This window comes from Bordetella genomosp. 5 (assembly GCF_002261315.1).
In the GTDB taxonomy this organism is placed as follows: Bacteria; Pseudomonadota; Gammaproteobacteria; order Burkholderiales; family Burkholderiaceae_B; genus Bordetella.
This window is the reverse complement of record NZ_NEVP01000011.1, coordinates 210,228-231,243: the sequence shown is the minus strand read 5'-3', so window position 1 is coordinate 231,243 and position 21,016 is coordinate 210,228. Positions and strand designations below refer to the sequence as shown.

Below are 21,016 nucleotides of genomic sequence, written 5' to 3'. Positions count from 1 at the left end.
GCGGCGCCGCGTCGCGGCGTCGTGCAGGGCAGTGCCAGCAGTTCCGGAACCGGTGCAGAGAGGCCGGCAGCCGCCACGTAGCGGCTTTCACATCACCAAGGCGATAAGGGGTATCACGATGCGCAAGATCAAACACTGGTTGGGCCTGGCCACGCTGGCCGTGGCCGCGATAGGCGCCAGCACGGGGGCGCGGGCCGACGAGCTGGCCGATATTCTCAAGCGCGGCGAGCTGCGCGTGGCGGTCCAGACCTCCGGTCCGCTGATGAGTTTCATGGACAAGAACGGCAAGCGCACGGGTCTGGCGGTGGTGCTGGCGCAGCGCATGGCCGACGACCTGGGCGTGAAGCTGGTGCTGCAGGATTACGACTGGAAGGGTCTGATCCCGGCGCTGCTCTCGAACAAGGCCGACATGATCGCTGCCGACATGACGCCCACGCCGCAGCGCGCGGCGCAGATTCTGTTCTCGGTGCCGATGTTCTATGCCGACACGGTCGCCGTGGTGCCGAAAGACTCGCCGCACAAGGCCTACGCCGACCTCAACAAAGAGGGCGTGACCGTGGGCGCGCTGGGCGCGAGCACGTACTCCGAGGTGTCGAAGAAGATGCTGCCCAAGGCCACGCTTAAAGAGTTCTCCGGCGGCAGTGCGCCGGTGGGCCAGGCGCTGTCCTCCGGCCGTCTCGACGCCGGGATCATGTCGCTCTCGACCGCCAACCAGTTTCTGGCCGACTTCAAGAACCTGCGGGTGCTCGACGGCGTGATGGTGCGCGAGCCGCTCGCCTTCGCCGTGGGCCCCAACGCCATCCGCCTGAAGCTCTGGCTGGATAACTGGCACGCCCTCAAGACGGCCGACAAGACGCTGCCCGAGACCGTGGAGTATTGGTACTCGACCGAGTGGAAGAAGGATCACTGACGCGGGATCGGGTCCATGGACTGGTTGCTGAATTGGCTGCTTGATTATTACAACTGGCGCATCGTCGTCCAGTACACGGACCCATTCCTGCGCGGGCTGGGCAATACCCTGATCGCCGCCGGCGCCAGCCTGGTGCTGGCGGTGATGCTGGGTGTCCCGCTCGCGCTGGCGCGCATGTCGTCGCGCGCCCTGTTTTGGCGGCCGGTGGCGGGGTACGTGCAGTTCGTGCGTGCGACTCCGCTGCTGGTGCAGATCTATCTCGTCTATTACGCGCTGCCGGAGATCATTCCGGCCTCCAAGGGCTGGAGCGAGATGTGGTTCGGTATCGTGGCGCTCACGCTGCATCACGGCGCGTATGTGAGCGAAATCGTCCGCTCGGGCATCGAGTCGGTGCCGCGCGGCCAGATCGAAGGGGGCAAGGCCGTTGGCATGAGCTACCTGCAACGGCTGCGCTACATCGTGTTGCCGCAGGCGTTCGTGAACACGCTGCCGCCCCTCATCGGGCAGGCCGCGGTCCTGATCAAGGACACGTCGCTGCTGTCGCTCATCGCCGTGTTCGAGCTGGTGGCCGCCGGAGTCCTGATGAATAGCGAGCGCGTGGTGCCCAGCGAGAGCTTCCTGACGATCGCCGCGGGTTATCTGGTCATCTATGCCGTGATGCTGATGCTGTCCAAAGGCGTGCGCATCTGGCTGGCCGGTCCGGCCTGGAACGCGAGGTAAGCATGCAGGAATACATCGATACCGCCGTTACGGTGATGCCGTTCCTGCTCAAGGGCTTTCTCGTCACGCTGAAGATCTCGTTCGTCTCCATCATCGCCGGATCCCTGCTGGGCTTCGTGCTGGGCGTGATCCGCAGCTATCGGATCCCGGTCGTGCACACGCTGGTAGGGCTCTATATCCATGCGCTGCGCGGTACGCCGTTCCTGGTGCAGCTGTATCTGGTGTACTTCGTGCTGCCCAAGGTCGACATCGACTGGCTGCATTGGGAGTCCAGCACAGCGGCCTTCGTGGCGCTGTCGATCTACACCTCGAGCTACGTGGCCGAGATCGTGCGGGGCGCCATCGAGTCGGTGCCGCGCGGCCAGACCGAAGGCGCGATGACGCTGGGTCTGAAGCCGCTGCAGGTGTTGTGGCTGGTGATTCTGCCGCAGGCCATGCGTCTGATTGTGCAGCCCATGAGCGGTGTCTACGTGATGTTGATCAAGAGCACCGCCGTGCTGGCCGTGGTCGGGCTGTCCGAGCTCACCCACCAGGGCGAGGTGCTGATGATCACGTTCCCGAGTAAATCGCTGTTCATCTACGCGATGATCGCGTTGGTGTACTTCGTGTATTGCTACCCCCTGCTGCGCCTGGCCAATTGGGTCGAGCGCCGCGTGACCGGCCGGCTCGCCCCGGTCTCGCTCAACTGACAGGAGCGCGGATGGACGCCGCCTACGTCGACACCTGGTATGCCCGTACGCTTGCGGATCCCGACACGCGCTATCCCGCGCTGGCGGGGTCGGCGGACACCGACATCGCCGTCGTGGGCGGTGGCCTGGCGGGCCTGTCGACCGCGCTCGAGCTGGCGCGCCGCGGCCGCAAGGTCACGCTGCTGGAAGGGCGCCGCCTCGGCTGGGGCGCCTCGGGGCGCAACGGCGGCTCGGTCTCGCCCGCCTATTCGGCCGGCGCCGACCAGATCCGGCGCTTCGTGAGCGAATCGCACTATCAGTCGCTGTACCGGCTCTCGATGGAAGGCGTGGAGATCATTCGCGACAACATCGCAGCGCTGGGCATCACCGAAGCGCACAAGGTCGACGGGCGCCTGCGCGTGGTCCGCTACGAGGGCACGGCCGAGTTGCAGCGCTGGTGCGACGAGCAGCGCAGCGTGTTCGGCCGCGAGGTGTCGGTGCTGTCGCGCGCGCAGGTGCAAGAGCGCCTGCTGTCTGACGTGTATTTTCAGGGCATCGACGATCCGACGTCGTTTCACTTTCATCCGCTCAACTACGCGCGCGCGCTGGCACGCGAGTGCGTGCGGCTGGGCGTGTCGATCCACGAAAACAGCGAGGTCACTTCGGCCGCGCTGCAGGGCCCGGTCAAGCGGCTCACCACCGCCGGCGGCACGCTGCAGGCGGCCCAGGTGGTGCTCGCCACGGGCGGCTACACCGAGGGTCTGGTGCCCAAGCTGCGGCACGCCATGCTGCCCATCGCCACCTACATCATGCTGACCGAGCCGCTGGGCGAGCGGGTCCGCGAAGCCATCCGCACCGACGCGGCGATCGGCGACAACCGCCGCGCGGGCAACTATTACCGGGTGCTGCCCGGCGGGCGCATCGGCTGGGGCAGTAGAATCACGACCCGGATCAGCGATCCGCCCGACCTGGCGGAATCGTTGCGTCGCGAGCTGCTGTCGGTCTATCCCCAATTGGAGGGAATACGCGTCGAGGCCGCCTGGTCGGGCCGCATGGCTTACGCCCGGCACCTCATGCCTCAGATCGGCAAGCTGGGCGAAGGCACCTGGTATTGCACGGCTTTCGGCGGCCACGGCATGAACACCACGTCCATTGGCGGACGGGTCGTCGCCGAGGGTATCGCCGGGGAGTCGGAGCGCTACCGTTTGTTCGAGCCCTTCGGGTTGGCCTGGAACGGCGGCCCGTTCGGCACCGCGGCAGTCCAGCTTACATATTGGTCGTACCAGGCGCGCGACTGGCTACGAGAACGGCAGGCGCGCGGATGACGAGGCTGAACAGGCGATGCAAGACAAACGGGAAAGCGCGCTGGCGCTGCGATTGCGGGCCTTGCGCCAGGAGCGGCGCTGGACGCTGAAGCAGGCCGCAGAGGCGAGCGGCGTGGCGGCCTCGACCCTGTCCAAGATCGAGAACGGCCTGCTGTCGCCCACCTACGACAACCTGCTCAAGATCGCGGCGGGGCTCGAGCTGGACGTGGCCGAGCTGTTCACCCCGCCCGACGAGCACATGGGCACCGGCCGCCGCAGCGTCAACCACGGCGCCGAAGGCCGGCCCTACGAAACCCCGTATTACGACCACCTGCTGCTGTGCACCGCGCTGTCGCACAAGCGGATGATGCCGTTTCGCACCCGTGTGAAGGCGCGTTCGTTCGACGAGTTCCACGACTGGAGCCGCCATCGCGGCGAGGAATTCGTGTATGTGCTGGAGGGCGAGATCGAGTTGCACACCGAGTTCTACTCGCCCGCGCGCCTGAAGGCCGGTGAATGCTTCTATATCGACAGCCGCATGGGCCATCGCGTGATCAGCCGCAGCAAGAAAGACGCGCTGGTGCTGTGGGTGTCGACCTCCGACGCCCTGGACGCCGATCCGGCGCCCACGCTGGAGCAGGCAGGGTAAAATCGCGACCGCGGATGACGCCGGCTTCCCTGCAACGGGATCGCCTACACGTTATCATTGCGCGCTTTGCCGCATTCCGCCCTTAGCTCAGTTGGATAGAGCACTCGCCTTCTAAGCGAGCGGTCACACGTTCGAATCGTGTAGGGCGGGCCAATTCTTGCCGCGCTGGGAGTTGCTTCTGCCAGGCGGATCATCGTCAACGCGCTAACGCGTCATCATTCCGGTGTGCCTTTGGTCGCGCGTGTTGCACGGAGGGCGTCCTTGTGGAACACCGCGAGCAGATCGCGGGCGCTATGCAGGACGCGCTCGATCCGGACCGTTCCGTCCCGGAAACGGAAGCGGAAAAACACGACGTAGTTGCCCAGAGGCGCCATTCTCAGACCCGGTGCGAGATCCGCGCGGCTGGGATAGCCCAGGGGCGCTCGCCCGATGCGCACGCACTGCTCGCGTAGCTGGGATACAAAGCGCAGCGCATTGGCGCGGCTGTCTTTGGCGATGTAATCGCCAATTTCCATCAGGTCCTCGAGCGCCCGCGGCGAGAACGTGACCGGGGCGGCCATTACTTCGTCTGGCGTTTGCGGCGCGCCGTTGCGGTGTCCGCTACCTGGCTCGCCGCCGGCTTGGACTCTGCCCCATAGCGGGCTTCGAGTTCGTTTAGTACGGTATCGGCGGCAATGGCCGGGCCGCTGTCGATGCCTTCCTGAATCGCGTCGCGCAAGTCGACGTTCAGTCTGCGCAGCATGGCCTCGTACACTTCCGGCGACAAAAGATAGGCCGCAGGGCGGTTGTTGTTAAGTACCGCCACCGGCTCTGTGGCGGCCATTTCAAACACTGCATTCGGACTGCGTTTAAGCTCGGCGATGCTGACGGACCGGGCAGCCAGGACGTGTTCCATATCGCCTCTCCGAAGGGGGCCGAAAAAGATACTTGATAGTGGACTTTTTCGGGCCGCGAGGCAATGTGACTGCGAGATCACGCGTCAAAACTGCCGCGCCTCGCCGCGCAACCCCGCACTCAGCGCGCGCCTGCCGCTGCGGGGTCCATATCCGGTACCACGTCCGACAGGTCTTCGGCCTGTTCGTGTTCGCGCGCGCCCTGCACCAGGTCGTCGGTGACGCGCAGTTCCGCGCCGGTGGGCGACATCAGCGCGGCGGAGGCAAACGGGGCGACCGGGGCGGGGGCGGGGCGTTCCTTGCGGCGCCACATGAAGCTGACGGTCAGCAGCACGTTGAGCAGGACGAAGGCCCAGAAGAGGCCGGCCTCGCCGACATGCGTCATCACCGGCGAGATCATCAGCGGGCTGATGGCCGAGCCGAGCGAGTTGATCAGCAGCAGGCCCTGGATCATGCGCACCAGCGCGTCGGCCGGCGCCCGGTCGGCCGAGTGGCTGACGGCCACGGGATAGATCGCGAACACGCCGCCGCCCAGCAGGAACAGCAGCACGATGAGCAGCGGCGACGAGGCGGGGACCAGCAACAGCAGCGCGCTCAGCACCAGGCAGAACACACCCAGCGCGATCAGCACCACCTGGCGATCCTGGCGGTCCGACCAGCGGCCCACGGGATACTGCAGCACCATGGCGCCCAGGATCGTGGCGGCCATCATGCGGCCGATGTCGTCCACGTTCAGGCCCACGCGCTGCAAATACAGCGGCAACAGGGTGTAAATCGCGGCGATCGCGATGCCCGATCCGAAGCACCCGATCACGCCGGTCGGCGTGACGCGCAGCAGTTGGCGCGGCGACAGGGGTTCGACGCGTTCGACCTGGGGCGAGATGCGCGGAATGATGACCATCGGCAGCACCGAGAGCGCGGCCAGCATGCCGGCCAGCATGAACGGCGCGGCTTCGCTCCAGTCGTTGATGGCGCCGAGCTTGATCTGGCCCAGCATGCCCGAGCCGTAGAGCGCGATCATGTAGAGCGCCAGCACCTGGCCCCGGCGTTTCTGATCGGCGGCGAGCAGCAGCCAGCTTTCCACCACGAGGAACACGCCGACCGTGGCCCAGCCATTCACGAGGCGCAGCACGGCCCAGGCCCAGGCGTCGAAATAGAGCCCCTGCAGCAGGATGGTGACGGCGATGAGCGAGGCGAAGCTGCCGTAGGCGCGGATGTGGCCGATGCGTACGATCAGGCGATCGTTGAACATCGCGCCGAGGGTCAGGCCGATGAAGTAGGCGGATGACACCACGCCCACGATCGTGGCGGACTCACCCGCGGCGTCCAGCCTCAGCGTGGTGAGCGAAGACAGAAATCCGTTGCCGATGCAGACGATGAAGAGCCCGAGCAAGGGAGCGAGTGCCATGGCCAGCAATTGGCGTGACATGAAGACCTCGATGAAACAGAAGCGAAGGTGAAACAGCGCCACGCTGGCCGGAGGCCGGGCGGGGCGGGTAGGGAAACGGAAGCGCGGCCCGCGAGGGGCGTGCGCGCGGTGCCGCCACGGACCGCGACGGCGCGGCGTCGCGCCGGGTCGGGTCCGGTCGTTCGCACGCGTCCGCGCGTGCGGACGCATGCCGGGTGAGGCAGGCGCGCGGTGGCATGGTGGGGGGATGAGGTCTGTGCCGTCGGGAAACGCGAAGCCGGGTCCACGAAGGCGGCGCAGTGCGCGGCGGTGGGGGCGTGTGGCGGAGAAATCCGACCGGTCAGGGGGTGCCTGCGACCTCTATCTGGCAGTGGTTTGGGGGCGAGGGCGGTTCGCGAGCGGGTCTGCGGGGGCCGGGCCTCTGGCGCCGGGAGACGGCGCGGCGGGAATTCTACCGCTAAAGCAGAACGGCCGTCCGGACCGTGCCGGCAGCCCGGTGGGAGAGGTCGATGAGTGGCCCCGCCGCCTGTTATTTTGGTCGACTTATCATACAACTCGTAATGGCCGGACTGGCAGCATACGCGCACGGCATACGCGGAGACGGTCGTCTCCCTGTTAGTCGGACTCAGCCCCGGATATTCCCTAGGTTGTGAACACGAAGCGGCCTCGCTACGATGCGCCATCTTGTACGACAACGTACAACGTGAAGGCAAAACGAAAGCATTGTGCGGCCCCAAGGGGAGAGGCCGCGCGCCCACGCCGCCACCGGCAGCCGGGCGCGATCTCGTCACGCAGCACCATCGAAAAAAAACCGACAGAAGGAGACTCCGATGGCAAATGTCCCGCCCGAGCTGGCGGGCCGGCGTCGTGTGCTGGGCGCGGCTCTCGCGCTAGGCCCGGCCCTGGCTCATGCCCAGTCGTTTTCGTTCACGCCGCAGCAACGCTATCCGGATCCTTCGGTCCGGATCCTCGACCCCTCGTTCGCGCAATACCGCATCTACAGCAGCAGCGTCGAACAACTGGCCAGTGGCTTCCGCTGGCTCGAAGGGCCGGTCTGGTTCGGCGACGGCCGCTACCTGCTGGTCTCGGACATTCCGAACGACCGCATCCTGCGCTGGGACGAGACCACCGGCAAGACGAGCGTGTTCCGCCAGCCCGCCAATTTCAGCAATGGCCTGGCGCGTGACCGCCAGGGACGGCTGCTGACCTGCGAGCACCTGACGCGCCGCGTCACGCGCACCGAATACGACGGCAGCATCACCGTGCTGGCGGACAAGTTTGATGGCAAGCCGTTCAATTCGCCCAACGACATCGTGTGCCGCAGCGACGGCTCGATCTGGTTCACCGATCCGCCTTTCGGTATCGGTGGCCACTGGGAAGGCAACAAGGCCAAGCCCGAGCTGCCGCATTCGGTCTATCGCATCGATCCGGCAAGCGGCGCGGTCGAGAAGGTGCTCGACGATCTCGCCGGCCCCAACGGCCTGTGCTTTTCGCCCGACGAAAAGGTGCTGTACGTGGTCGAGTCGCGGCATCAGCCCAATCGCGTCATCTGGGCCTACGACGTGGGCAGCGGCGCCAAGCTCGCGGGCAAGCGCCTGCATGTCGACGCGCAGGGCCCCGGCGCGATCGACGGCATCAAGTGCGACGAGGCCGGCAACCTGTGGTGCGGCTGGGGCAGCAACGGCTCGGCCGACGCCAAGCCGGAAGAGCTCGACGGCGTGATGGTGTTCAACCCGGCGGGCAAGGCCATCGGCCATATCCGCCTGCCCGAGCGCTGCGCCAACCTCACTTTCGGCGGCGCCAAGCGCAACCGCCTCTTCATGGCGAGCAGCCATTCGCTGTACGCCCTTTACGTGGAAACCCGCGGCGCCGTCTGAAGCAGCGCGCCGCACCTCATCGATCAATAACAGGACGGAGACGATATGGATTCGAGCAAGAGACGTTTGCTGAGCGCCGGCGCGGCGCTGTGCGTGGCACCGTGGGTGCCGGCGTGGGCCCGCGCGGCCACCGCGAACGCGGCCGATGCGGCCAAGTGGCCGACGCGCCCCGTGCGCATCATCGTGCCTTACCCGCCCGGCGGCTCGTCGGACATCATCGCGCGCCTGGTCGCGCCGCGCCTGAGCGAAGCGCTGGGCCAGACCGTCGTGGTCGAGAACAAGCCGGGCGCCAACGGCAACCTGGGCGCGGGTCTGGTCGTGCAGTCCAATGACGACGGCCATACCGTGCTGCTGTGCGACGTGGGCGCGCTGGCCATCAGCCCGTCCGTCTACACCAAGCTGTCGTTCGATCCGTCCAAGGACCTGCGCGCGGTCAGCATGCTGGCGTACTCGCCCCACGTGCTGGCCGTGCATCCCGACGTGCCGGCGCGCACCGTGCCCGAGCTGGTCGAGCTGTCGAAGAAGCAGCGCCTGAACTTCGCCGTGACGGCCATCGGCAGCGCCCCGCACCTGGCCGCCGTGGCCGTGCAGCAGGCCACCGGCGCGCAGTGGGAATACGTGCCCTACAAGGGCGGTTCGCAGGCCGTGACCGACACCATCGGCGGTCAGACGCAGATCATCATGAACGGCCTGCTCGCCACGCTGCCGCACATCAAGGCCGGCAAGCTGCGTCCGATCGCGATCTCCAAGGGCGAGCGCATGTCGTTGATCCCGGATATCCCGACCATCTCCGAACAGGGCGTGAAGGGCTTCGAGTCGGGCACCTGGCAGGGCATCATGGGTCCGCAGGCCGTGACCGATCCCATCGCCGCCAAGCTGGCCCAGCATCTGGCCAAGATCGTGAACCTGCCGGAGGTGCAGAAGCAGCTCAACGAGCAGGGCGCCGAAGTCGTGGTGCGCGACCCGGCCCAACTGGCGACGTTCTTCAACACCGAGCGCGACCGCTGGGCCAAGGTGGTCAAGACCACCGACATCCGTCTCGACTGAAGGACGCGCCGGACGTCCGGCCACCGTACGGTGGCCGCGCATCCGGTGCCGCGGCTGACCCTCCCCGGGCGTATCATCTTGGCCAGGCCGACGCGATCGGCCGCCATAAGATGACAATCCCGAGGAGACAGCCGTGGGCAGGGAAGCAGAAGGCGCCGGACAGGGCGGGCGCTGGTATTTTGGTTGGAACATCGTGGCGGCCGCCACGATTCTCACGATGTTGACCGTGGGCCTGCGCATGGGCATCGGTCCGTTCTTCCTGCCGATGGCGCACGACCTCGGCTTCAGCCGCAGCGAGCTGGCCGGCATCGTGGCCGCGGGCATGCTGGTCTACGGCCTGGCGATGCCGCTGGCCGGATATCTCGTCAGCGTGCGCGGCACGCGCTTCGTCCTGACCTGCGGCACCGTCATCGTGGTGCTGTCGCTGCTCTGGACCATCACCGCCACGTCGCTGATCGGCTTTCTGCTGGCCTTCGGTATCGGCCTGTCGGTGGGCCTCGCGTTCACCAGCCCGGTGGCGCTCACGCCGGTGCTCAGCCGCTGGTTCACGCGTCAGCGCGGCATGGCGCTCTTCTTTCTTTCCACGGGTTCGATGGCCGGCATCGCGCTGATGACGCCCACGCTCACGTTCGCGATCGAATTCATGGGCTGGCGCCCGACCTTGCTCGCCTTCGGTGTGCTGTTCGCGCTCATCACTCTGCCCACGGCGTTTCTGGTGATCCGCGATCAGGCGCCGCAACATACCGACCTGCTGCCCGAACAGATCGCCGCCGGCGGCGCGGGCGGCGTCAACCGGCCGGCCGCGCCGCTGGCGCAGGCGGGCGTGCGCGGCGCGCTGCGCACCGCGCCCTTCTGGGGCATCATGCTCGGCCTGTTCGCCTGCGGCTTCAGCATGAACCTGCTCGGCACGCACGGCATGCCCATGCTGATGGACCACGGTTTCGACGCGCACACCAGCGCGCTGGGCATCGGCCTGATCGGCTTGGTCGCGATCTTCAGCACCCTGGTGCTGGGCCGCCTGTCCGACGTGCTGCCCCGGCGCAACATCCTGGCCGTGATCTATCTGGTGCGTGGGCTGGGTTTTTTCGCGCTGGTGATGGTGGGCGCGCACTGGGAGCTTTACATGGCCGCGGCGGTGGGCGGCATCGTGTGGGCCGGCAGCATCGCGCTGTCGTCGGCGATCCTGGCCGACGTCTATGGCGTGAAGCTGGTGGGGGTGCTCTATGGCCTCACTTATCTCGGCCATCAGGTCGGCGGCACGCTGAGCTCCTGGCTCGGCGGCTGGGCCTTCGACGTGTTCGGCACGCACTGGATCGCGTTCGGCATGGCGGGCGCGCTGCTGGTGGCGGCCGCGTTGATCTCGCTGCGGCTGCCCGAGCGCGGCACCGTGCTGGCGCGCGCATGAACGACCGGGGCGGCGCGCTGCCGCCCCGTTGTGTGGATCAGTGCGCGGGACGCTCGGTCAGCAGGCTGACGAGCTCCGGCACGTAGCGATCCGGACCGCCCTGTTCGACCGCCTGCTCGAACGTGCCGAGCACGGCCGCGCCGATGTCGCGCACCGCGCCCGTCTCGGCGGCCATGGTGTTGTAGTAGTCGAGATCCTTGCGCGCGTTCGACATGAAGAAGCGCAGCGACGACGTGTCCTGCGACAGCAGATAGGGCTTGATGCGTTCGAGCGCCACGCCACCGCCGCCGCCCTTGGTCAGCACTTCGGCGAACACGGCCGGATCGATGTCGGCACGCCCGGCGCAGGCCGCGGCCTCCGAAATCAGCGCGATCAGTCCGAGCGACACATAGTTGTGCAGCAGCTTCATGCGGTGGCCGGCGCCGACCGGGCCGGCGTGCGTGATGTTCTCGGCGAACGCCGACAAGAGCGGCTTGCATTCCTCGAACAGCGCCGCGTCTGCGCCGACCAGCAGATTGAGCCGGCCTTCCGCCGCCTCTTTGGGCGTGCGGGTCATGGGCGCATCGAGGAATCGGCCACCGCGCGCCTGCACGGCGTCGGCGACCTTGAGCGTGGACGAGGGAATCGCGGTCGAGCAATCGATCACGACCGTGCCCGGACGCAGCCCTTCGAGCACGCCTCCGGGCCCGAGCAGGACGGCCTCGACCTGCGGGCTGCCGGTCACGCAGAGGATGATGACGTCGGATCGGGCCGCCAGCGTCGCGCCGTCGGTGCAGGTGGTCGCGCCACCTGCCAGCAGATCGGCGATGGGCTGATTGCCCGGGTGTTCCAGCACGGTCAGCTTGTGGCCGTGCTTGACGAGATTGCTGGCAATTCCGTGGCCCATGAGGCCGATGCCTGCCATTCCGACTGTCGTCATCTTCCACTGCTCCTGCCCAGGGTGGGCTTATTGGTTTGATTGCGGTGCCTGTGCACCGCCGTCGATCTTACCGACCCTGGCGTGGCCCGATGGCGTGAGCGCCTACGGGATTACACGGATATGGAGGCGCGATCTTTGCAATTTCTTGACCTCACTTCGCGCTAGTCCTGTCAAAATTGCGCAAGATTCCTCAAAAATATGTATCGGTTGCATCCAGCCCTGGGGAGTTCGCACCCAGGCGGGGTAATATCGCACCCTGTTTCCGTCTGGCCGGTTCCCTCTCGGAACGGCCTAAGCCACGTCCAATCCCATGCCTGATCCGACCTTCGCGCGGATAGTCTCCGAATTTGGCTCCAGCCTCGGCATGGGCGGTCTGCAACCGTCGGCCGAAGGGGTGTGCCAGCTCGTGTTCGACGGGCGGCATGTGTTGCGCCTCATCAGCATGGGCGCGCGTGGACAGGTGCTGCTTTCGTGCCTGCTGGGTCCGACCAGTGCGGATGCGGCGCAGACCGAATTGATGGCGAAAGCCAATTTCATGCAGGCCGGCCGGGGCGCCGTGCTGTGCGTCGGCCCCGACGGCAAACCGCATATCCAGCTGGCGCTGCCGTATGTCGAGTGCGCGCCCAGCGCGCTGATGGCCGCGGTCGAAGCCCTGCTCGACCAGGCCGACCGCTGGAACGAACGGCTCGCGCGCGAGGCCGCACCGGCGTCGCGCATGTCGGCGCCGATGTTCTTCCAGTCGGTATGAGCACGCGGCCGTCGCGGCCGCGCACGCATCAGCTGGATTTCTGAATCACACCCTTGAGCGAGTCGGCCACCTGCTTGGTGATCGTGCTCTGGATATCGATCATCATCGTCCACTGTTGCACCTGCTGCTGCATCGCCAGCAGGTCGGCCTGATTGACCGTGCCGTCGGCGTTGGTGCCGAGCGTGGACAGGGTGGAACGCAGCTGGGTTTCCTGGCTGCGGATGCCCTGATAGAGCGTGTCGTTGATCGTGTTGAAGTTCAGGCCGGACGAACCGGACAGACCGCTGATGGCCATGGCGTGCGCTCCTTAGCGAGGCGAAAAAGAGGGGAAGGCGTTGGCGGGCGCGCTGGCGTCGCCGCCGCGCTCCGGGGACAGGGGATAGTCGGCGAGCACGGCGGTCGCGGCGTCGGCCGCCGCGGCCACGGCGCTGTAGGCGGCGAAGTCGGCGCGTGACAGGCCGGCGTCGAGCTCGGCGCGCAGGCGCCTGGCCAGGCCCTGGGTGCGCGCCATCATCGCATCGCGCTGCACGGCGCCATCGGGCGCGGCAAGACGGGATTCGAGATCGGTGAGGGCGGTGTGCGAGCTCATGCTGGCGGTTCTCCGGCGGGGTTCGGCGGCACGCTAACGTACCACGATGGCGGGCCTGGGCCCTTCAAAAATAATGCGCTTGGGTTCGATCGCGGTGAGGCGGTATTGACGGTAGGTGCCGCCCACCAGCAGCTTGCTGCCGTCGCCCAGCACGATGAACGGCTGCGGGCCGCCCACGATGCTGCGGATGTCGAACGGCACCGAGTCGGCGAACTGGCGCTCGCCCGGTCCGGCCAGGGCGACCACACCCAGGTGCGTGGTGTTGAAGCGCGCCATCACGGTCTGCAGCAAGGCCATCTGGTCGTCGTCCAGGCCGGCCGCGGCCGCTTCGAGCCGGTCGCCTTGCCAGGCCAGGCCGATGCCGCTCAGGCCGGCGTCGACCAGCTCCTTCGAAAACGCCTGCGCGACATCCGGGGCGAGCCGGATGTCGTTGCCGAGCACCGTCATGCCCGGCAGCTGCGCGCGCACCGCGTCGAGCGCGCTGGCGCGTTCGCGGGCGCTGCCGGCGATGCCCTGCACGCTGAGCCGGCCGTCGCCGTCGTAGCGCGGCGCGTAGCGCACGCTGAATCCGCGCAGCGCATTGGCGGCGGTCTGCAGGGCTTCGTCTTCGGCGCTGACCTGCAGGGCCGGCATGGGCCAGATCTGGGTCATCGCGGCGGCCACGCGTTCCTGTTCGGCGCGATTGCGCACCCAGCCCGACACGCGCACGGTGCCGTCGCGCGACATGGCCACATGCAGCCTCGAGGCCAGGCCGAGCCGTTCGATCGCGGCGGATATCTGGCTCATCGACTGCTCGGCCGCGAGCCGCGGGTCCGGACGGGGCGGCGCCTTGGGCTCGGCGGGCAGCCACCAGGCCATGGCGATCGCCACGAGAATGGTCAGCACGACCGCGCCGATGCCGACCCACATGGGCCAGGTTTCGCGGTTGCGCGGGGCGGCGGCCGGCAGCGGCGGGCGCGACGCGACGGGGGCGGCTCGTGCCGCGGCGGCCGATGCAGTGGCGGCCGAGGCCGCGGCGGCCGAGACAGTGGCGCCCGAAGCAGTGGCGCCCGAAGCAGTGGCGGCCGAGGCCGACGCGCCCTCAAGGGCGGCCCCGTTCGACACCGCACCCACGAGCGACGATCCGTCCGCATCGTTGGCCGCCGCGGGCAGCACGGCCCAGGGATCGGCGCGGTGAGCCACGGTGATCCACAGCGGGCCCAGCGGCAGGGGCTGGTTGAACGGTGTGTCGGGTTCGGCCGGCGTGCCCGTGGCGTCCTGCGCCTGCATGGACCAGCCCCGCGCGCCCAGACGCAGCCGTGCGGCCTGCGGGGCCACCCCGGCGTCGGCCAGCACGATGTCGCAATCCGGATCGGCGCCCAGCACCGCGCCATCGCGCGCGTCGCAGCGCGCATCCCGGTGCAGGCCGGAGAGCACGCGCAGTTCCAGCATGTCGTTCGGATTCGCGCTCATGGGAGGGGGGCTCCGGGTCTCACAGGTCCACCCGCGCGAGCGGCTGCACGTTGATTTCCTGCGTCAGCTCCTGATAGGAGAGAACGGGCAGGTCGTACAGATCCTGTTCGATCATCTTGCGCAGGTAGCGGCGGATGTCCATCGACGTGAGCAGCACGGGCTTGCGCGCCGCGGCCGTCAGGTCGCCGACCGTACGCTTGATGTTTTCGAGCAGGCGCTTGGACACGTTCGGGTCCAGCGCGAGATAGCTGCCGGCGGACGTCTGGCGGATCGCGCCGCGCACGGTTTCTTCGACATTCGGGGCGAGCAGGTAGGCGGGCAGGATGTTCTGGCCGCTGGAATACTTGTAGCTGATGTGCCGCTTGAGCGAGACGCGCACGTATTCGGTCAGCAGCACCGAGTCTTTTTCTTTCTGGCCCCACTCGATCAGGGCTTCCAGCACGGCCCGCAGGTTGCGCACCGAGATGTCTTCGGACACCAGGCGTTGCATGATCTCGGCCACCTTCTGCACCGGCATCACGCGCAGCGCTTCCTTGACCAGATCGGGATAGCGGTCTTCCATCGCGGAGAGCAGGAATCGCGTCTCCTGGATGCCGATGAAGTCCGACGAATACTTCTTGAGCACGAAGGCCAGGTGCCAGGTGAGGATCTGGTGCGCATCGAGATACGGGATGCCGGCGGCCGCGAGCGTCGGCACCTGTTCGACGGCCACCCACAGCGTCGGCACGTCCGGCAGGAAACGCTTGTCGGGGTCGAACGCCACCTGCAGGGCCTGGAGATTCTGCTCGCTGTCGCGCGCCAGAACATGCCCCGGGCGCAGCCGGCCCTGCGACACGGGCACCTCCGACAGCAGGATGTTGTAGGTCTGCTCGGGCAGCACTTCGTTGAAACGCAGCTGGATGCCGGGGAACGGCACGCCGAGGTCGAAGTAGAGCGCGCGCCGGATCTTGAGCAACTCTTCGTTCAGCTCGTCGGGATTGAAGTGGCGTTGCAGGCCCGCCGCCACGTCGATCATGAGCGGCAGGGTGGGCGCGAACTCCGCGCTGCCGTCGTTGCGGGGCTTGCTCACGGCGGGTTGGCCGTCGGCGGCCAGCGCCGGGATCTCGGTGATCTCGCCCGTCTTCTCGTCCACCACCTTGCGCGAGCCGCGGATCAGCACGAAGCCGATGGTGCCGACCACGGCGGCGAGCGCCAGGAAGGTGAAGGTGGGCATGCCGGGGATCAGGCCCATGCCCACGGCGATCGCGGCCGCGATGAGCAGCGCGCGCGGCTGAGCCAGCACCTGATTGCCGATGTCCTTGCCCACGTTGGAGGGGCCGTCGCCGGTCTGCACTCGGGTCACGATGATGCCGGCGCAGATGGCGATGAACAGCGCCGGGATCTGCGAGATCAGGCCGTCGCCGATCGACAGGATCGAGTACACCTGCACGGCCTCGCCGGCGCTCAGGCCGCGCTGCATCGTGCCGATCAGCATGCCGCCGAGCAGGTTCACCGCCACGATGATGAGGCCGGCGATCGCGTCGCCCTTCACGAATTTCATGGCGCCGTCCATCGCGCCATAAAGCTGGCTTTCTTTCTCGACGATGTTGCGGCGGCGGCGCGCCTCGTCCATGTCGATGGTGCCGGCGCGCAGGTCGGCGTCAATCGACATCTGCTTGCCCGGCATGGCGTCGAGCGAGAACCGCGCCGCCACTTCGGCCACGCGCTCCGCGCCCTTGGTGATCACGACGAACTGCACGATGGTCAGGATCAGGAACACGACCAGGCCGACGACGAGATTGCCGCCGACCACGAAGTTGCCGAAGGTCTCGATGATGTGGCCGGCGTCGCCCTGCAGCAGGATCAGGCGGGTCGTGGCGATCGAGATGCCGAGCCGGAACAGCGTCGTGACCAGCAGTACCGACGGAAACGACGAGAACGCCAGCGGCGACGGCAGGTACATGGCGACCATCAGCAGGACGGCCGAGATCGTCATGTTCGCGCCGATCAGCACGTCCACGAGGGTCGTGGGCAGAGGCAGGATCATCATGAAGATGATCGAGACGATCAGGATCGCCAGGACGATGTCGTTGCGGCTGGTCGCGAGGGCGACAATGCGATTGAGGGCGTGCATCAGGGTCAGGCGGTAACGGGTGTGGGGGTGGTCGCGCCGCGCAGCGCCACATAGGCGCGCATCGCCGCGCCCGCTTCCTGCGGACGCTCCAGCACGGTCAGCACCTGGGCGCGCACCAGATGAAAGGCGCCGTCGATGGCGCCGCTCATGGCCACGCGCTCGAGAGTGGCCTGCGCGTCGGCGGGCTTGCCGGCGCGCAGTTGCGCCAACGCCAGCGCCACGCGCTGACGCGGCTGGGCCAGGCCCAGAGTGTCGAGCGCCGCCAGCAGCACCGCCGCCTTCTCGGGGCGGTTGTTCTCCATATAGATGCTGGCAAGCAGGCTCAGCATCTCGGCGTGCGTGTCGTTCAGGGCGGAAGCGATGGCGGTCATCCTTGGTACAGAGCGCTGCGATACATGCCGACGAGGTCGCGCAGACCCGATTCCTCGCGCAGCAGGCGCACGGCACGGTTCAGCGTGCGGGCGGCGTCGTCGCCCTGCGCGGCGGCCTGGTCGGCCGCCTCCGACAGCAGGGTCTGGGTTTCGCCCAGCAGCTGTGCGAAGCGGGCCGGCATCAGCAGGTCGCGATGGTTGAGCGCCGGCCGCAGCGCCTGGTCGAGGCTGCGGTCCATGCCCGGTTTGTCGAGCAGCGCTTCGAGCTGCGGCCGCATGCCGTCGGCCGCCGGCGTGAGGTCCTGACGGTCGGGCAGATGGGCGTTGCCGCTGTCGCGGCCGGCATAGCTGATGCCTTCGATGCCGCGATCGAGCGCGAAGCCGCCGATTCTCAAGTCGTTCATGGTCGGTGTCCGCCTGTCAGTAGGCCGAGTCGCGCACGGCGTCGAGCCAGCGGTTCAGATAGTCGACGCCGGCGCGCAGTCCGGCCGGCGCCACGGTGTCTTCGTCGTAGCGGGTCAGGGCGAGCAGCCAATGCCGGTGCCCCTGATTGCGCAGCGCCACCTGGACCGGCCAGCCTTCATGGCGGGTGTGGTGGGCCCGCTTGAAGGCGCGCAGCAGCAGCGCACCGGCGTCGTACTCGACCGGGGCCGCCACGTACACGGCCAGGCCGCCGGTGGTGCGTTCGATGCCCACGCGTCGGCCAGATTCCGCCTGCAGGGCGAGCGACCCGCGCTCGTCGAGCGCCAGCGGGCCGAAACCCCATTCCTGACCCAGCGCGGCGAGGGCCTGATCGGCGTTGTTCATGCGTCTTCCTCGTCGATGGCCACGTCCAGGGCTTGCTGAGCGGCACTCAGAATGCTGTGACGCACATCGGCGTCGGGAAAAATCTGGGTCGGCAGGTCTTTGACCATGCTCTTCACGCCGGCCAGAAACACCACGCGCGCGTCGACCGCAATGACGTTCTGCTGGCTGGCCAGCGCGGTGAAGCGCGAGTCGCTCACCCAGCGCTCGCCGGTGATGCCGATCAGGTCGCGCATCAGGCGAGGGGCATCCAGGCCGGTGCCGTGGCGGGACGACAGGCGGGCGCCGAGGTCGGCGCAGCCATCGAGCACGGTGGCCGCCACTTCGAGGTGATAGAGGTCGCTGACCAGCACCTGCAGCCGGCCAGTGTCGGTGGACGGCCGGGCGGCGGCGAGATCGTGGCCGAGCGCGGCGATCAGCTGCTTGAGGCCGCGGCCCAGATCGGCGTCGCCGAAGCGCTCGAGCGCCAGGGCCAGCGTCTTGGACAGCGTGGTCTCACCCAGCACCACGTCGCGGTAGGTCTGCTGGAAGCGCGCCACGCCGGCCGGGTCGGCCGCGAACTGGCCGGCGCTCTTCAGGGCATTCAGCCCCGCCCGGATTTCCGGGCCGCGTTCGATTTCCAGATCGGCCAGCGCGTCGCGGATCGCTTCCAGTGCCGCGGGGTCCGCGCCCTGGCGTTCTCCCTCGCGCAACGCGTACTGCAGGCCGAGATACTGCTGCGATACGTCCCCAAATGCCTGGGCGGCGCCCTGGCGGGGCGAGGCCTGGCCGGACAGCAGCTTTTTGGTCAGCTCGACCAGCTTTTCATGGGCATCGGCGTCGTGCGTGTCGTCGAGGAACTCGACGATCTCCTGCGTATCGAGCAACTGCAGGGGCCGGTCGGACTTCACCTTGCGCTCGGCGTGGTGCTTGTCCTCGGTCTTCTCGGCCATGTGCAGGCTGAGCTCTTCGGCGCCATCGGCCAGCGAGACCTCGCCGGCCAGCGTCACGGTCTTTTCGCCCAGCATCATGCCCGCCTGCTGGCGCGCCGAGGCGGCGTCTCCGTGAGCGGTGGTGGCGTTGAACCCGTGGTTCGGCAGTCCGGCGTCGATTCGATTCATGGTTTTCGTCTGGGCGGCCCGCCGGACCCGGGGGACGCCGGCAGGTGCCAGTGCGTAGTAACCGTGGCCGGGCTTTGGTTCCATCGCATGCGCAAAATTATTTTGACGCGGGCGGTGGAACCAAACGCCGAGGCGCCGTTACGAACGGGGCATGCGCCAGGCGAGGGTCCGGCGCACTTTCCCGAGGAAGAAACCCATGAGCATCAATGGCATCAATACCGCCGGCATCCAGTCCATCGACCTGTCCTCCATGGACCTGGAAACCGCGCTGATGCAGGTGCAGCAGCAGCGTACCCAGCTGCTGGACTCGACGCTGCGCAGCCAGATGGACGCGGTCAATCAGCGCAATCAGGACATCGCCGGGCTCAACGAGAAGAGCGCCGCCCTGCGCAATGCCAACACGGACATGGAATCGGCCAACGTCGACATGACGGCCAAGATCGCCGAGTACAAGGATCTGGCCGACCGCCTGGCGGCCAGCAAGTGCCCGGATCCCGACGGCTGGTACGGCCTGTCGTTCGGCCAGGGCGACAACGGCGATCTGTCGTTCAAGACGCTGGACCAGATCAAGGCGGCCGGCCTGGACATCCCGGGCGGCGACAACGCGCCGCGCAACGTCGACGGCAACCACACCATGGATGCCAAGGGCTGGGTGGTGCAGAGCTTCATCGACCAGCTGGGCGCGAAGATCGCCGGCATGGAAGAGAGCATCAAGACAAATACCGCCACGATCAAGACAAATAACGACGCGATCGCCGACAACAAGAACGCCATCGACAGCCTGAGCAACTCCCAGCAGATGGACATGCTGCGTCTGCAAAGCCTGAGCAACAAGCGCAACGAGGCCTTCGACGTGATGACCAATTTCATCAAGAAGATGCAGGACAACCGCAGTTCGATCGTCGGAAACATGCGCTGACGGGGTATCGGCTGCGCCCGCGGCCGGCGCCCGACCCGCGGTGAATTTTGCCGCGGCGCCACGGAACCGAACCCGCCCGGCCGTTACTCACTCACCAGTTTCAACATTCTTTCGTTCGACGCCGGCCATGCCGGCCAGGGAGCCCGTCTTGAACATGAACGTCAACACCAGCAACGTCGGTGGCATCAACTTGGTCGATCTGTCCAGCATGGACCTCGAGACCGCCCTGATGATGGTGCAGAGCCAGCGCGTCAGTCTGCTGGACAAGAGCCTGAACGACCAGATCCAGGAAGTGAAGAACCGCAATCAGCTCACGGCCTCGCTCAACGACATGCAAGCCGCGCTCAACGGCATGAAAGCGGCGCTGCCGAGCAAGGATCCCAAGCCGGACGACCGCGTGAGCGACACGCCGGAGAACCGCGCCCTGGCCGCGAAGTTCGCGTCGCACTCGCACAGCCTGGAGCGCGACACCTCGCCCGTGGGCGTGAGCGGCGAGATCGGCAAAGACCACGCCGTGTCGGCCAGCCAGATCTCGAGCCTGCCCACCCGCGAGGCGCTGGAGAAGATGATCAATTCGATCAAGTCCGAGATCGATAGCGCGAGCAATTCTCAGCAGATGGACATGCTGCGTCTGCAGAGCCTGAGCAACAAGCGCAATGAAGCCTTCGACGTCATGAGCAACTTCGTCAAGAAGATGCAGGACAGCCGTAGCTCCATCATCGGCAACATGCGTTGAGCCGTTCCTTCCTCGAATTTAAATCTCTACCTGATTCCGGAGTACGGCCATGGCCGACAACCAACAAGAACTGAACATCCAGGCGCTGATCGAGCGCGCCGACGAAGTGGTGCGCAACTGCCAGCGCGCAATCGAGGATTCCGACGAGCGCCTGCGCCGGCTGGGCCTGGACCCCGCCAAGGTGCGCGAAGTGCTGGCCGTCCAGCCCCTGAGCGAGGCGCAGCGCGCCGAAGCCGAAAAGCTGTACCGCCAGGACATGGAAGACATCGAGCGCGAAGTCGAGCAGGAAGCCAACTACGCCCGCCAGCGCAGCGAACCGCGCGCCAGCGGCGGGGTGAAGCGTCTGCGCGCGATGGTCTGACCCGGAATTCTGGAGCGACACCC

At 67.2% G+C, this 21,016-nt stretch carries 24 protein-coding genes and 1 tRNA gene; 13 read left to right on the top strand and 12 right to left on the bottom strand.

Annotated features, from left to right (window positions below):
- Window positions 1-118 precede the first annotated feature (118 nt).
- The 6 genes from CAL25_RS18205 (at window position 119) to CAL25_RS18180 (ending at window position 4,404) form a co-directional block, all read left to right on the top strand.
- Window positions 119-910, top strand: coding sequence for an ABC transporter substrate-binding protein (locus tag CAL25_RS18205; RefSeq protein WP_094802546.1), 792 nt, complete (start codon window positions 119-121; stop codon window positions 908-910).
- A 15-nt stretch (window positions 911-925) separates the two neighbouring features.
- Window positions 926-1,630, top strand: coding sequence for an amino acid ABC transporter permease (locus CAL25_RS18200; protein ID WP_249279140.1), 705 nt, complete (start codon window positions 926-928; stop codon window positions 1,628-1,630).
- Between the two features lie 2 nt (window positions 1,631-1,632).
- Entirely contained in the window at window positions 1,633-2,319 is a 687-nt protein-coding gene (locus tag CAL25_RS18195) for an amino acid ABC transporter permease (RefSeq protein ID WP_094802544.1), read from the top strand.
- A gap of 11 nt (window positions 2,320-2,330) precedes the next feature.
- The gene (locus CAL25_RS18190) at window positions 2,331-3,623 is read left to right on the top strand and encodes an NAD(P)/FAD-dependent oxidoreductase (RefSeq protein WP_094802542.1); all 1,293 of its coding nucleotides are present in this window, start codon (window positions 2,331-2,333) and stop codon (window positions 3,621-3,623) included.
- A 16-nt stretch (window positions 3,624-3,639) separates the two neighbouring features.
- On the top strand, window positions 3,640-4,251 hold the full coding sequence (locus CAL25_RS18185; protein ID WP_094802540.1) for a helix-turn-helix domain-containing protein: 612 nt from the start codon (window positions 3,640-3,642) through the stop codon (window positions 4,249-4,251).
- A 76-nt stretch (window positions 4,252-4,327) separates the two neighbouring features.
- Window positions 4,328-4,404, top strand: a tRNA-Arg gene (locus tag CAL25_RS18180).
- Between the two features lie 62 nt (window positions 4,405-4,466).
- On the opposite strand, the gene CAL25_RS18175 is transcribed toward CAL25_RS18180, so the two are convergent.
- The 3 genes from CAL25_RS18175 to CAL25_RS18165 form a co-directional block, all read right to left on the bottom strand.
- Window positions 4,467-4,811: a type II toxin-antitoxin system RelE/ParE family toxin gene (locus CAL25_RS18175; protein WP_094802538.1), complete on the bottom strand. Its 345-nt coding sequence runs from the start codon at window positions 4,809-4,811 to the stop codon at window positions 4,467-4,469.
- A complete protein-coding gene (locus CAL25_RS18170) occupies window positions 4,811-5,146 on the bottom strand; it encodes a type II toxin-antitoxin system Phd/YefM family antitoxin (RefSeq protein WP_094802536.1) in 336 nt (111 codons plus the stop codon). The genes CAL25_RS18175 and CAL25_RS18170 overlap by 1 nt, the downstream gene beginning before the upstream one ends.
- 119 nt (window positions 5,147-5,265) lie before the next feature.
- On the bottom strand, window positions 5,266-6,573 hold the full coding sequence (locus CAL25_RS18165) for an MFS transporter (RefSeq protein ID WP_094803271.1): 1,308 nt from the start codon (window positions 6,571-6,573) through the stop codon (window positions 5,266-5,268).
- An 809-nt stretch (window positions 6,574-7,382) separates the two neighbouring features.
- Between CAL25_RS18165 and CAL25_RS18160 the strand changes: the two genes are divergently transcribed.
- The 3 genes from CAL25_RS18160 (at window position 7,383) to CAL25_RS18150 (ending at window position 10,881) form a co-directional block, all read left to right on the top strand.
- A complete protein-coding gene (locus tag CAL25_RS18160) occupies window positions 7,383-8,429 on the top strand; it encodes an SMP-30/gluconolactonase/LRE family protein (RefSeq protein ID WP_094802534.1) in 1,047 nt (348 codons plus the stop codon).
- Window positions 8,430-8,474: 45 nt separating this feature from the next.
- A complete protein-coding gene (locus tag CAL25_RS18155; protein ID WP_094802532.1) occupies window positions 8,475-9,476 on the top strand; it encodes a Bug family tripartite tricarboxylate transporter substrate binding protein in 1,002 nt (333 codons plus the stop codon).
- A 133-nt stretch (window positions 9,477-9,609) separates the two neighbouring features.
- Window positions 9,610-10,881, top strand: coding sequence for an MFS transporter (locus CAL25_RS18150; protein WP_249279139.1), 1,272 nt, complete (start codon window positions 9,610-9,612; stop codon window positions 10,879-10,881).
- Between the two features lie 37 nt (window positions 10,882-10,918).
- On the opposite strand, the gene CAL25_RS18145 is transcribed toward CAL25_RS18150, so the two are convergent.
- Window positions 10,919-11,800 carry an NAD(P)-dependent oxidoreductase gene (locus CAL25_RS18145; RefSeq protein ID WP_094802530.1) on the bottom strand — a complete coding sequence of 294 codons (882 nt, stop codon included), beginning with the start codon at window positions 11,798-11,800 and terminating at the stop codon, window positions 10,919-10,921.
- Window positions 11,801-12,110: 310 nt separating this feature from the next.
- Between CAL25_RS18145 and CAL25_RS18140 the strand changes: the two genes are divergently transcribed.
- A complete protein-coding gene (locus tag CAL25_RS18140; protein ID WP_094802528.1) occupies window positions 12,111-12,548 on the top strand; it encodes a type III secretion system chaperone in 438 nt (145 codons plus the stop codon).
- 28 nt (window positions 12,549-12,576) lie between these two features.
- Here the strand turns inward: CAL25_RS18140 and CAL25_RS18135 are convergent, their stop codons facing one another.
- The 8 genes from CAL25_RS18135 to sctW are packed head-to-tail and all read right to left on the bottom strand — an operon-like array spanning window position 12,577 to window position 18,977.
- Window positions 12,577-12,843 (bottom strand): EscF/YscF/HrpA family type III secretion system needle major subunit, encoded by a 267-nt coding sequence (locus tag CAL25_RS18135; RefSeq protein WP_094802526.1) that lies wholly within the window; start codon window positions 12,841-12,843, stop codon window positions 12,577-12,579.
- 12 nt (window positions 12,844-12,855) lie between these two features.
- Window positions 12,856-13,137, bottom strand: coding sequence for a hypothetical protein (locus tag CAL25_RS24255; RefSeq protein WP_094802524.1), 282 nt, complete (start codon window positions 13,135-13,137; stop codon window positions 12,856-12,858).
- A gap of 33 nt (window positions 13,138-13,170) precedes the next feature.
- Window positions 13,171-14,589 (bottom strand): type III secretion system inner membrane ring subunit SctD, encoded by a 1,419-nt coding sequence (sctD, locus tag CAL25_RS18125; RefSeq protein ID WP_094802522.1) that lies wholly within the window; start codon window positions 14,587-14,589, stop codon window positions 13,171-13,173.
- Between the two features lie 19 nt (window positions 14,590-14,608).
- Complete coding sequence (gene sctV, locus CAL25_RS18120; protein WP_094802520.1) at window positions 14,609-16,702, bottom strand: type III secretion system export apparatus subunit SctV; 2,094 nt, start codon at window positions 16,700-16,702, stop codon at window positions 14,609-14,611.
- A gap of 5 nt (window positions 16,703-16,707) precedes the next feature.
- Window positions 16,708-17,073 carry a tetratricopeptide repeat protein gene (locus CAL25_RS18115; protein WP_094802518.1) on the bottom strand — a complete coding sequence of 122 codons (366 nt, stop codon included), beginning with the start codon at window positions 17,071-17,073 and terminating at the stop codon, window positions 16,708-16,710.
- Window positions 17,070-17,477, bottom strand: coding sequence for a hypothetical protein (locus CAL25_RS18110; RefSeq protein ID WP_094802516.1), 408 nt, complete (start codon window positions 17,475-17,477; stop codon window positions 17,070-17,072). Before CAL25_RS18110 ends, CAL25_RS18115 begins: the two co-directional genes overlap by 4 nt.
- Before the next feature lie 16 nt (window positions 17,478-17,493).
- A complete protein-coding gene (locus CAL25_RS18105; RefSeq protein ID WP_094802514.1) occupies window positions 17,494-17,880 on the bottom strand; it encodes a hypothetical protein in 387 nt (128 codons plus the stop codon).
- Complete coding sequence (sctW, locus tag CAL25_RS18100) at window positions 17,877-18,977, bottom strand: type III secretion system gatekeeper subunit SctW (RefSeq protein ID WP_094802512.1); 1,101 nt, start codon at window positions 18,975-18,977, stop codon at window positions 17,877-17,879. The genes CAL25_RS18105 and sctW overlap by 4 nt, the downstream gene beginning before the upstream one ends.
- A 196-nt stretch (window positions 18,978-19,173) precedes the next feature.
- On the opposite strand from sctW, the gene CAL25_RS18095 reads away from it, so the two are divergent.
- From CAL25_RS18095 to CAL25_RS18085, 3 genes are all read left to right on the top strand, one after another.
- Window positions 19,174-19,896: a hypothetical protein gene (locus tag CAL25_RS18095; protein WP_249279181.1), complete on the top strand. Its 723-nt coding sequence runs from the start codon at window positions 19,174-19,176 to the stop codon at window positions 19,894-19,896.
- Window positions 19,897-20,050: 154 nt separating this feature from the next.
- Window positions 20,051-20,632: a hypothetical protein gene (locus CAL25_RS18090; RefSeq protein WP_094802510.1), complete on the top strand. Its 582-nt coding sequence runs from the start codon at window positions 20,051-20,053 to the stop codon at window positions 20,630-20,632.
- 49 nt (window positions 20,633-20,681) lie between these two features.
- Window positions 20,682-20,993, top strand: a complete 312-nt coding sequence (locus CAL25_RS18085) for a hypothetical protein (RefSeq protein WP_094802508.1) — start codon at window positions 20,682-20,684, stop codon at window positions 20,991-20,993.
- Window positions 20,994-21,016: the final 23 nt, after the last annotated feature.

Coding starts and splice junctions, on each gene's coding strand:
- CAL25_RS18110 (WP_094802516.1), bottom strand. CDS start 17,477: ATGAACGACTTGAGAATCGGCGGCTTCGCGCTCGATCGCGGCATCGAA.
- CAL25_RS18165 (WP_094803271.1), bottom strand. CDS start 6,573: ATGTCACGCCAATTGCTGGCCATGGCACTCGCTCCCTTGCTCGGGCTC.
- sctV (WP_094802520.1), bottom strand. CDS start 16,702: ATGCACGCCCTCAATCGCATTGTCGCCCTCGCGACCAGCCGCAACGAC.
- CAL25_RS18135 (WP_094802526.1), bottom strand. CDS start 12,843: ATGGCCATCAGCGGTCTGTCCGGTTCGTCCGGCCTGAACTTCAACACG.
- CAL25_RS18095 (WP_249279181.1), top strand. CDS start 19,174: ATGAGCATCAATGGCATCAATACCGCCGGCATCCAGTCCATCGACCTG.
- sctD (WP_094802522.1), bottom strand. CDS start 14,589: ATGAGCGCGAATCCGAACGACATGCTGGAACTGCGCGTGCTCTCCGGC.
- CAL25_RS18195 (WP_094802544.1), top strand. CDS start 1,633: ATGCAGGAATACATCGATACCGCCGTTACGGTGATGCCGTTCCTGCTC.
- CAL25_RS18205 (WP_094802546.1), top strand. CDS start 119: ATGCGCAAGATCAAACACTGGTTGGGCCTGGCCACGCTGGCCGTGGCC.
- CAL25_RS18185 (WP_094802540.1), top strand. CDS start 3,640: ATGCAAGACAAACGGGAAAGCGCGCTGGCGCTGCGATTGCGGGCCTTG.
- CAL25_RS18170 (WP_094802536.1), bottom strand. CDS start 5,146: ATGGAACACGTCCTGGCTGCCCGGTCCGTCAGCATCGCCGAGCTTAAA.
- sctW (WP_094802512.1), bottom strand. CDS start 18,977: ATGAATCGAATCGACGCCGGACTGCCGAACCACGGGTTCAACGCCACC.
- CAL25_RS18160 (WP_094802534.1), top strand. CDS start 7,383: ATGGCAAATGTCCCGCCCGAGCTGGCGGGCCGGCGTCGTGTGCTGGGC.
- CAL25_RS18085 (WP_094802508.1), top strand. CDS start 20,682: ATGGCCGACAACCAACAAGAACTGAACATCCAGGCGCTGATCGAGCGC.
- CAL25_RS18145 (WP_094802530.1), bottom strand. CDS start 11,800: ATGACGACAGTCGGAATGGCAGGCATCGGCCTCATGGGCCACGGAATT.
- CAL25_RS18200 (WP_249279140.1), top strand. CDS start 926: ATGGACTGGTTGCTGAATTGGCTGCTTGATTATTACAACTGGCGCATC.
- CAL25_RS24255 (WP_094802524.1), bottom strand. CDS start 13,137: ATGAGCTCGCACACCGCCCTCACCGATCTCGAATCCCGTCTTGCCGCG.
- CAL25_RS18105 (WP_094802514.1), bottom strand. CDS start 17,880: ATGAACAACGCCGATCAGGCCCTCGCCGCGCTGGGTCAGGAATGGGGT.
- CAL25_RS18140 (WP_094802528.1), top strand. CDS start 12,111: ATGCCTGATCCGACCTTCGCGCGGATAGTCTCCGAATTTGGCTCCAGC.
- CAL25_RS18175 (WP_094802538.1), bottom strand. CDS start 4,811: ATGGCCGCCCCGGTCACGTTCTCGCCGCGGGCGCTCGAGGACCTGATG.
- CAL25_RS18155 (WP_094802532.1), top strand. CDS start 8,475: ATGGATTCGAGCAAGAGACGTTTGCTGAGCGCCGGCGCGGCGCTGTGC.
- CAL25_RS18190 (WP_094802542.1), top strand. CDS start 2,331: ATGGACGCCGCCTACGTCGACACCTGGTATGCCCGTACGCTTGCGGAT.
- CAL25_RS18090 (WP_094802510.1), top strand. CDS start 20,051: ATGAACGTCAACACCAGCAACGTCGGTGGCATCAACTTGGTCGATCTG.
- CAL25_RS18115 (WP_094802518.1), bottom strand. CDS start 17,073: ATGACCGCCATCGCTTCCGCCCTGAACGACACGCACGCCGAGATGCTG.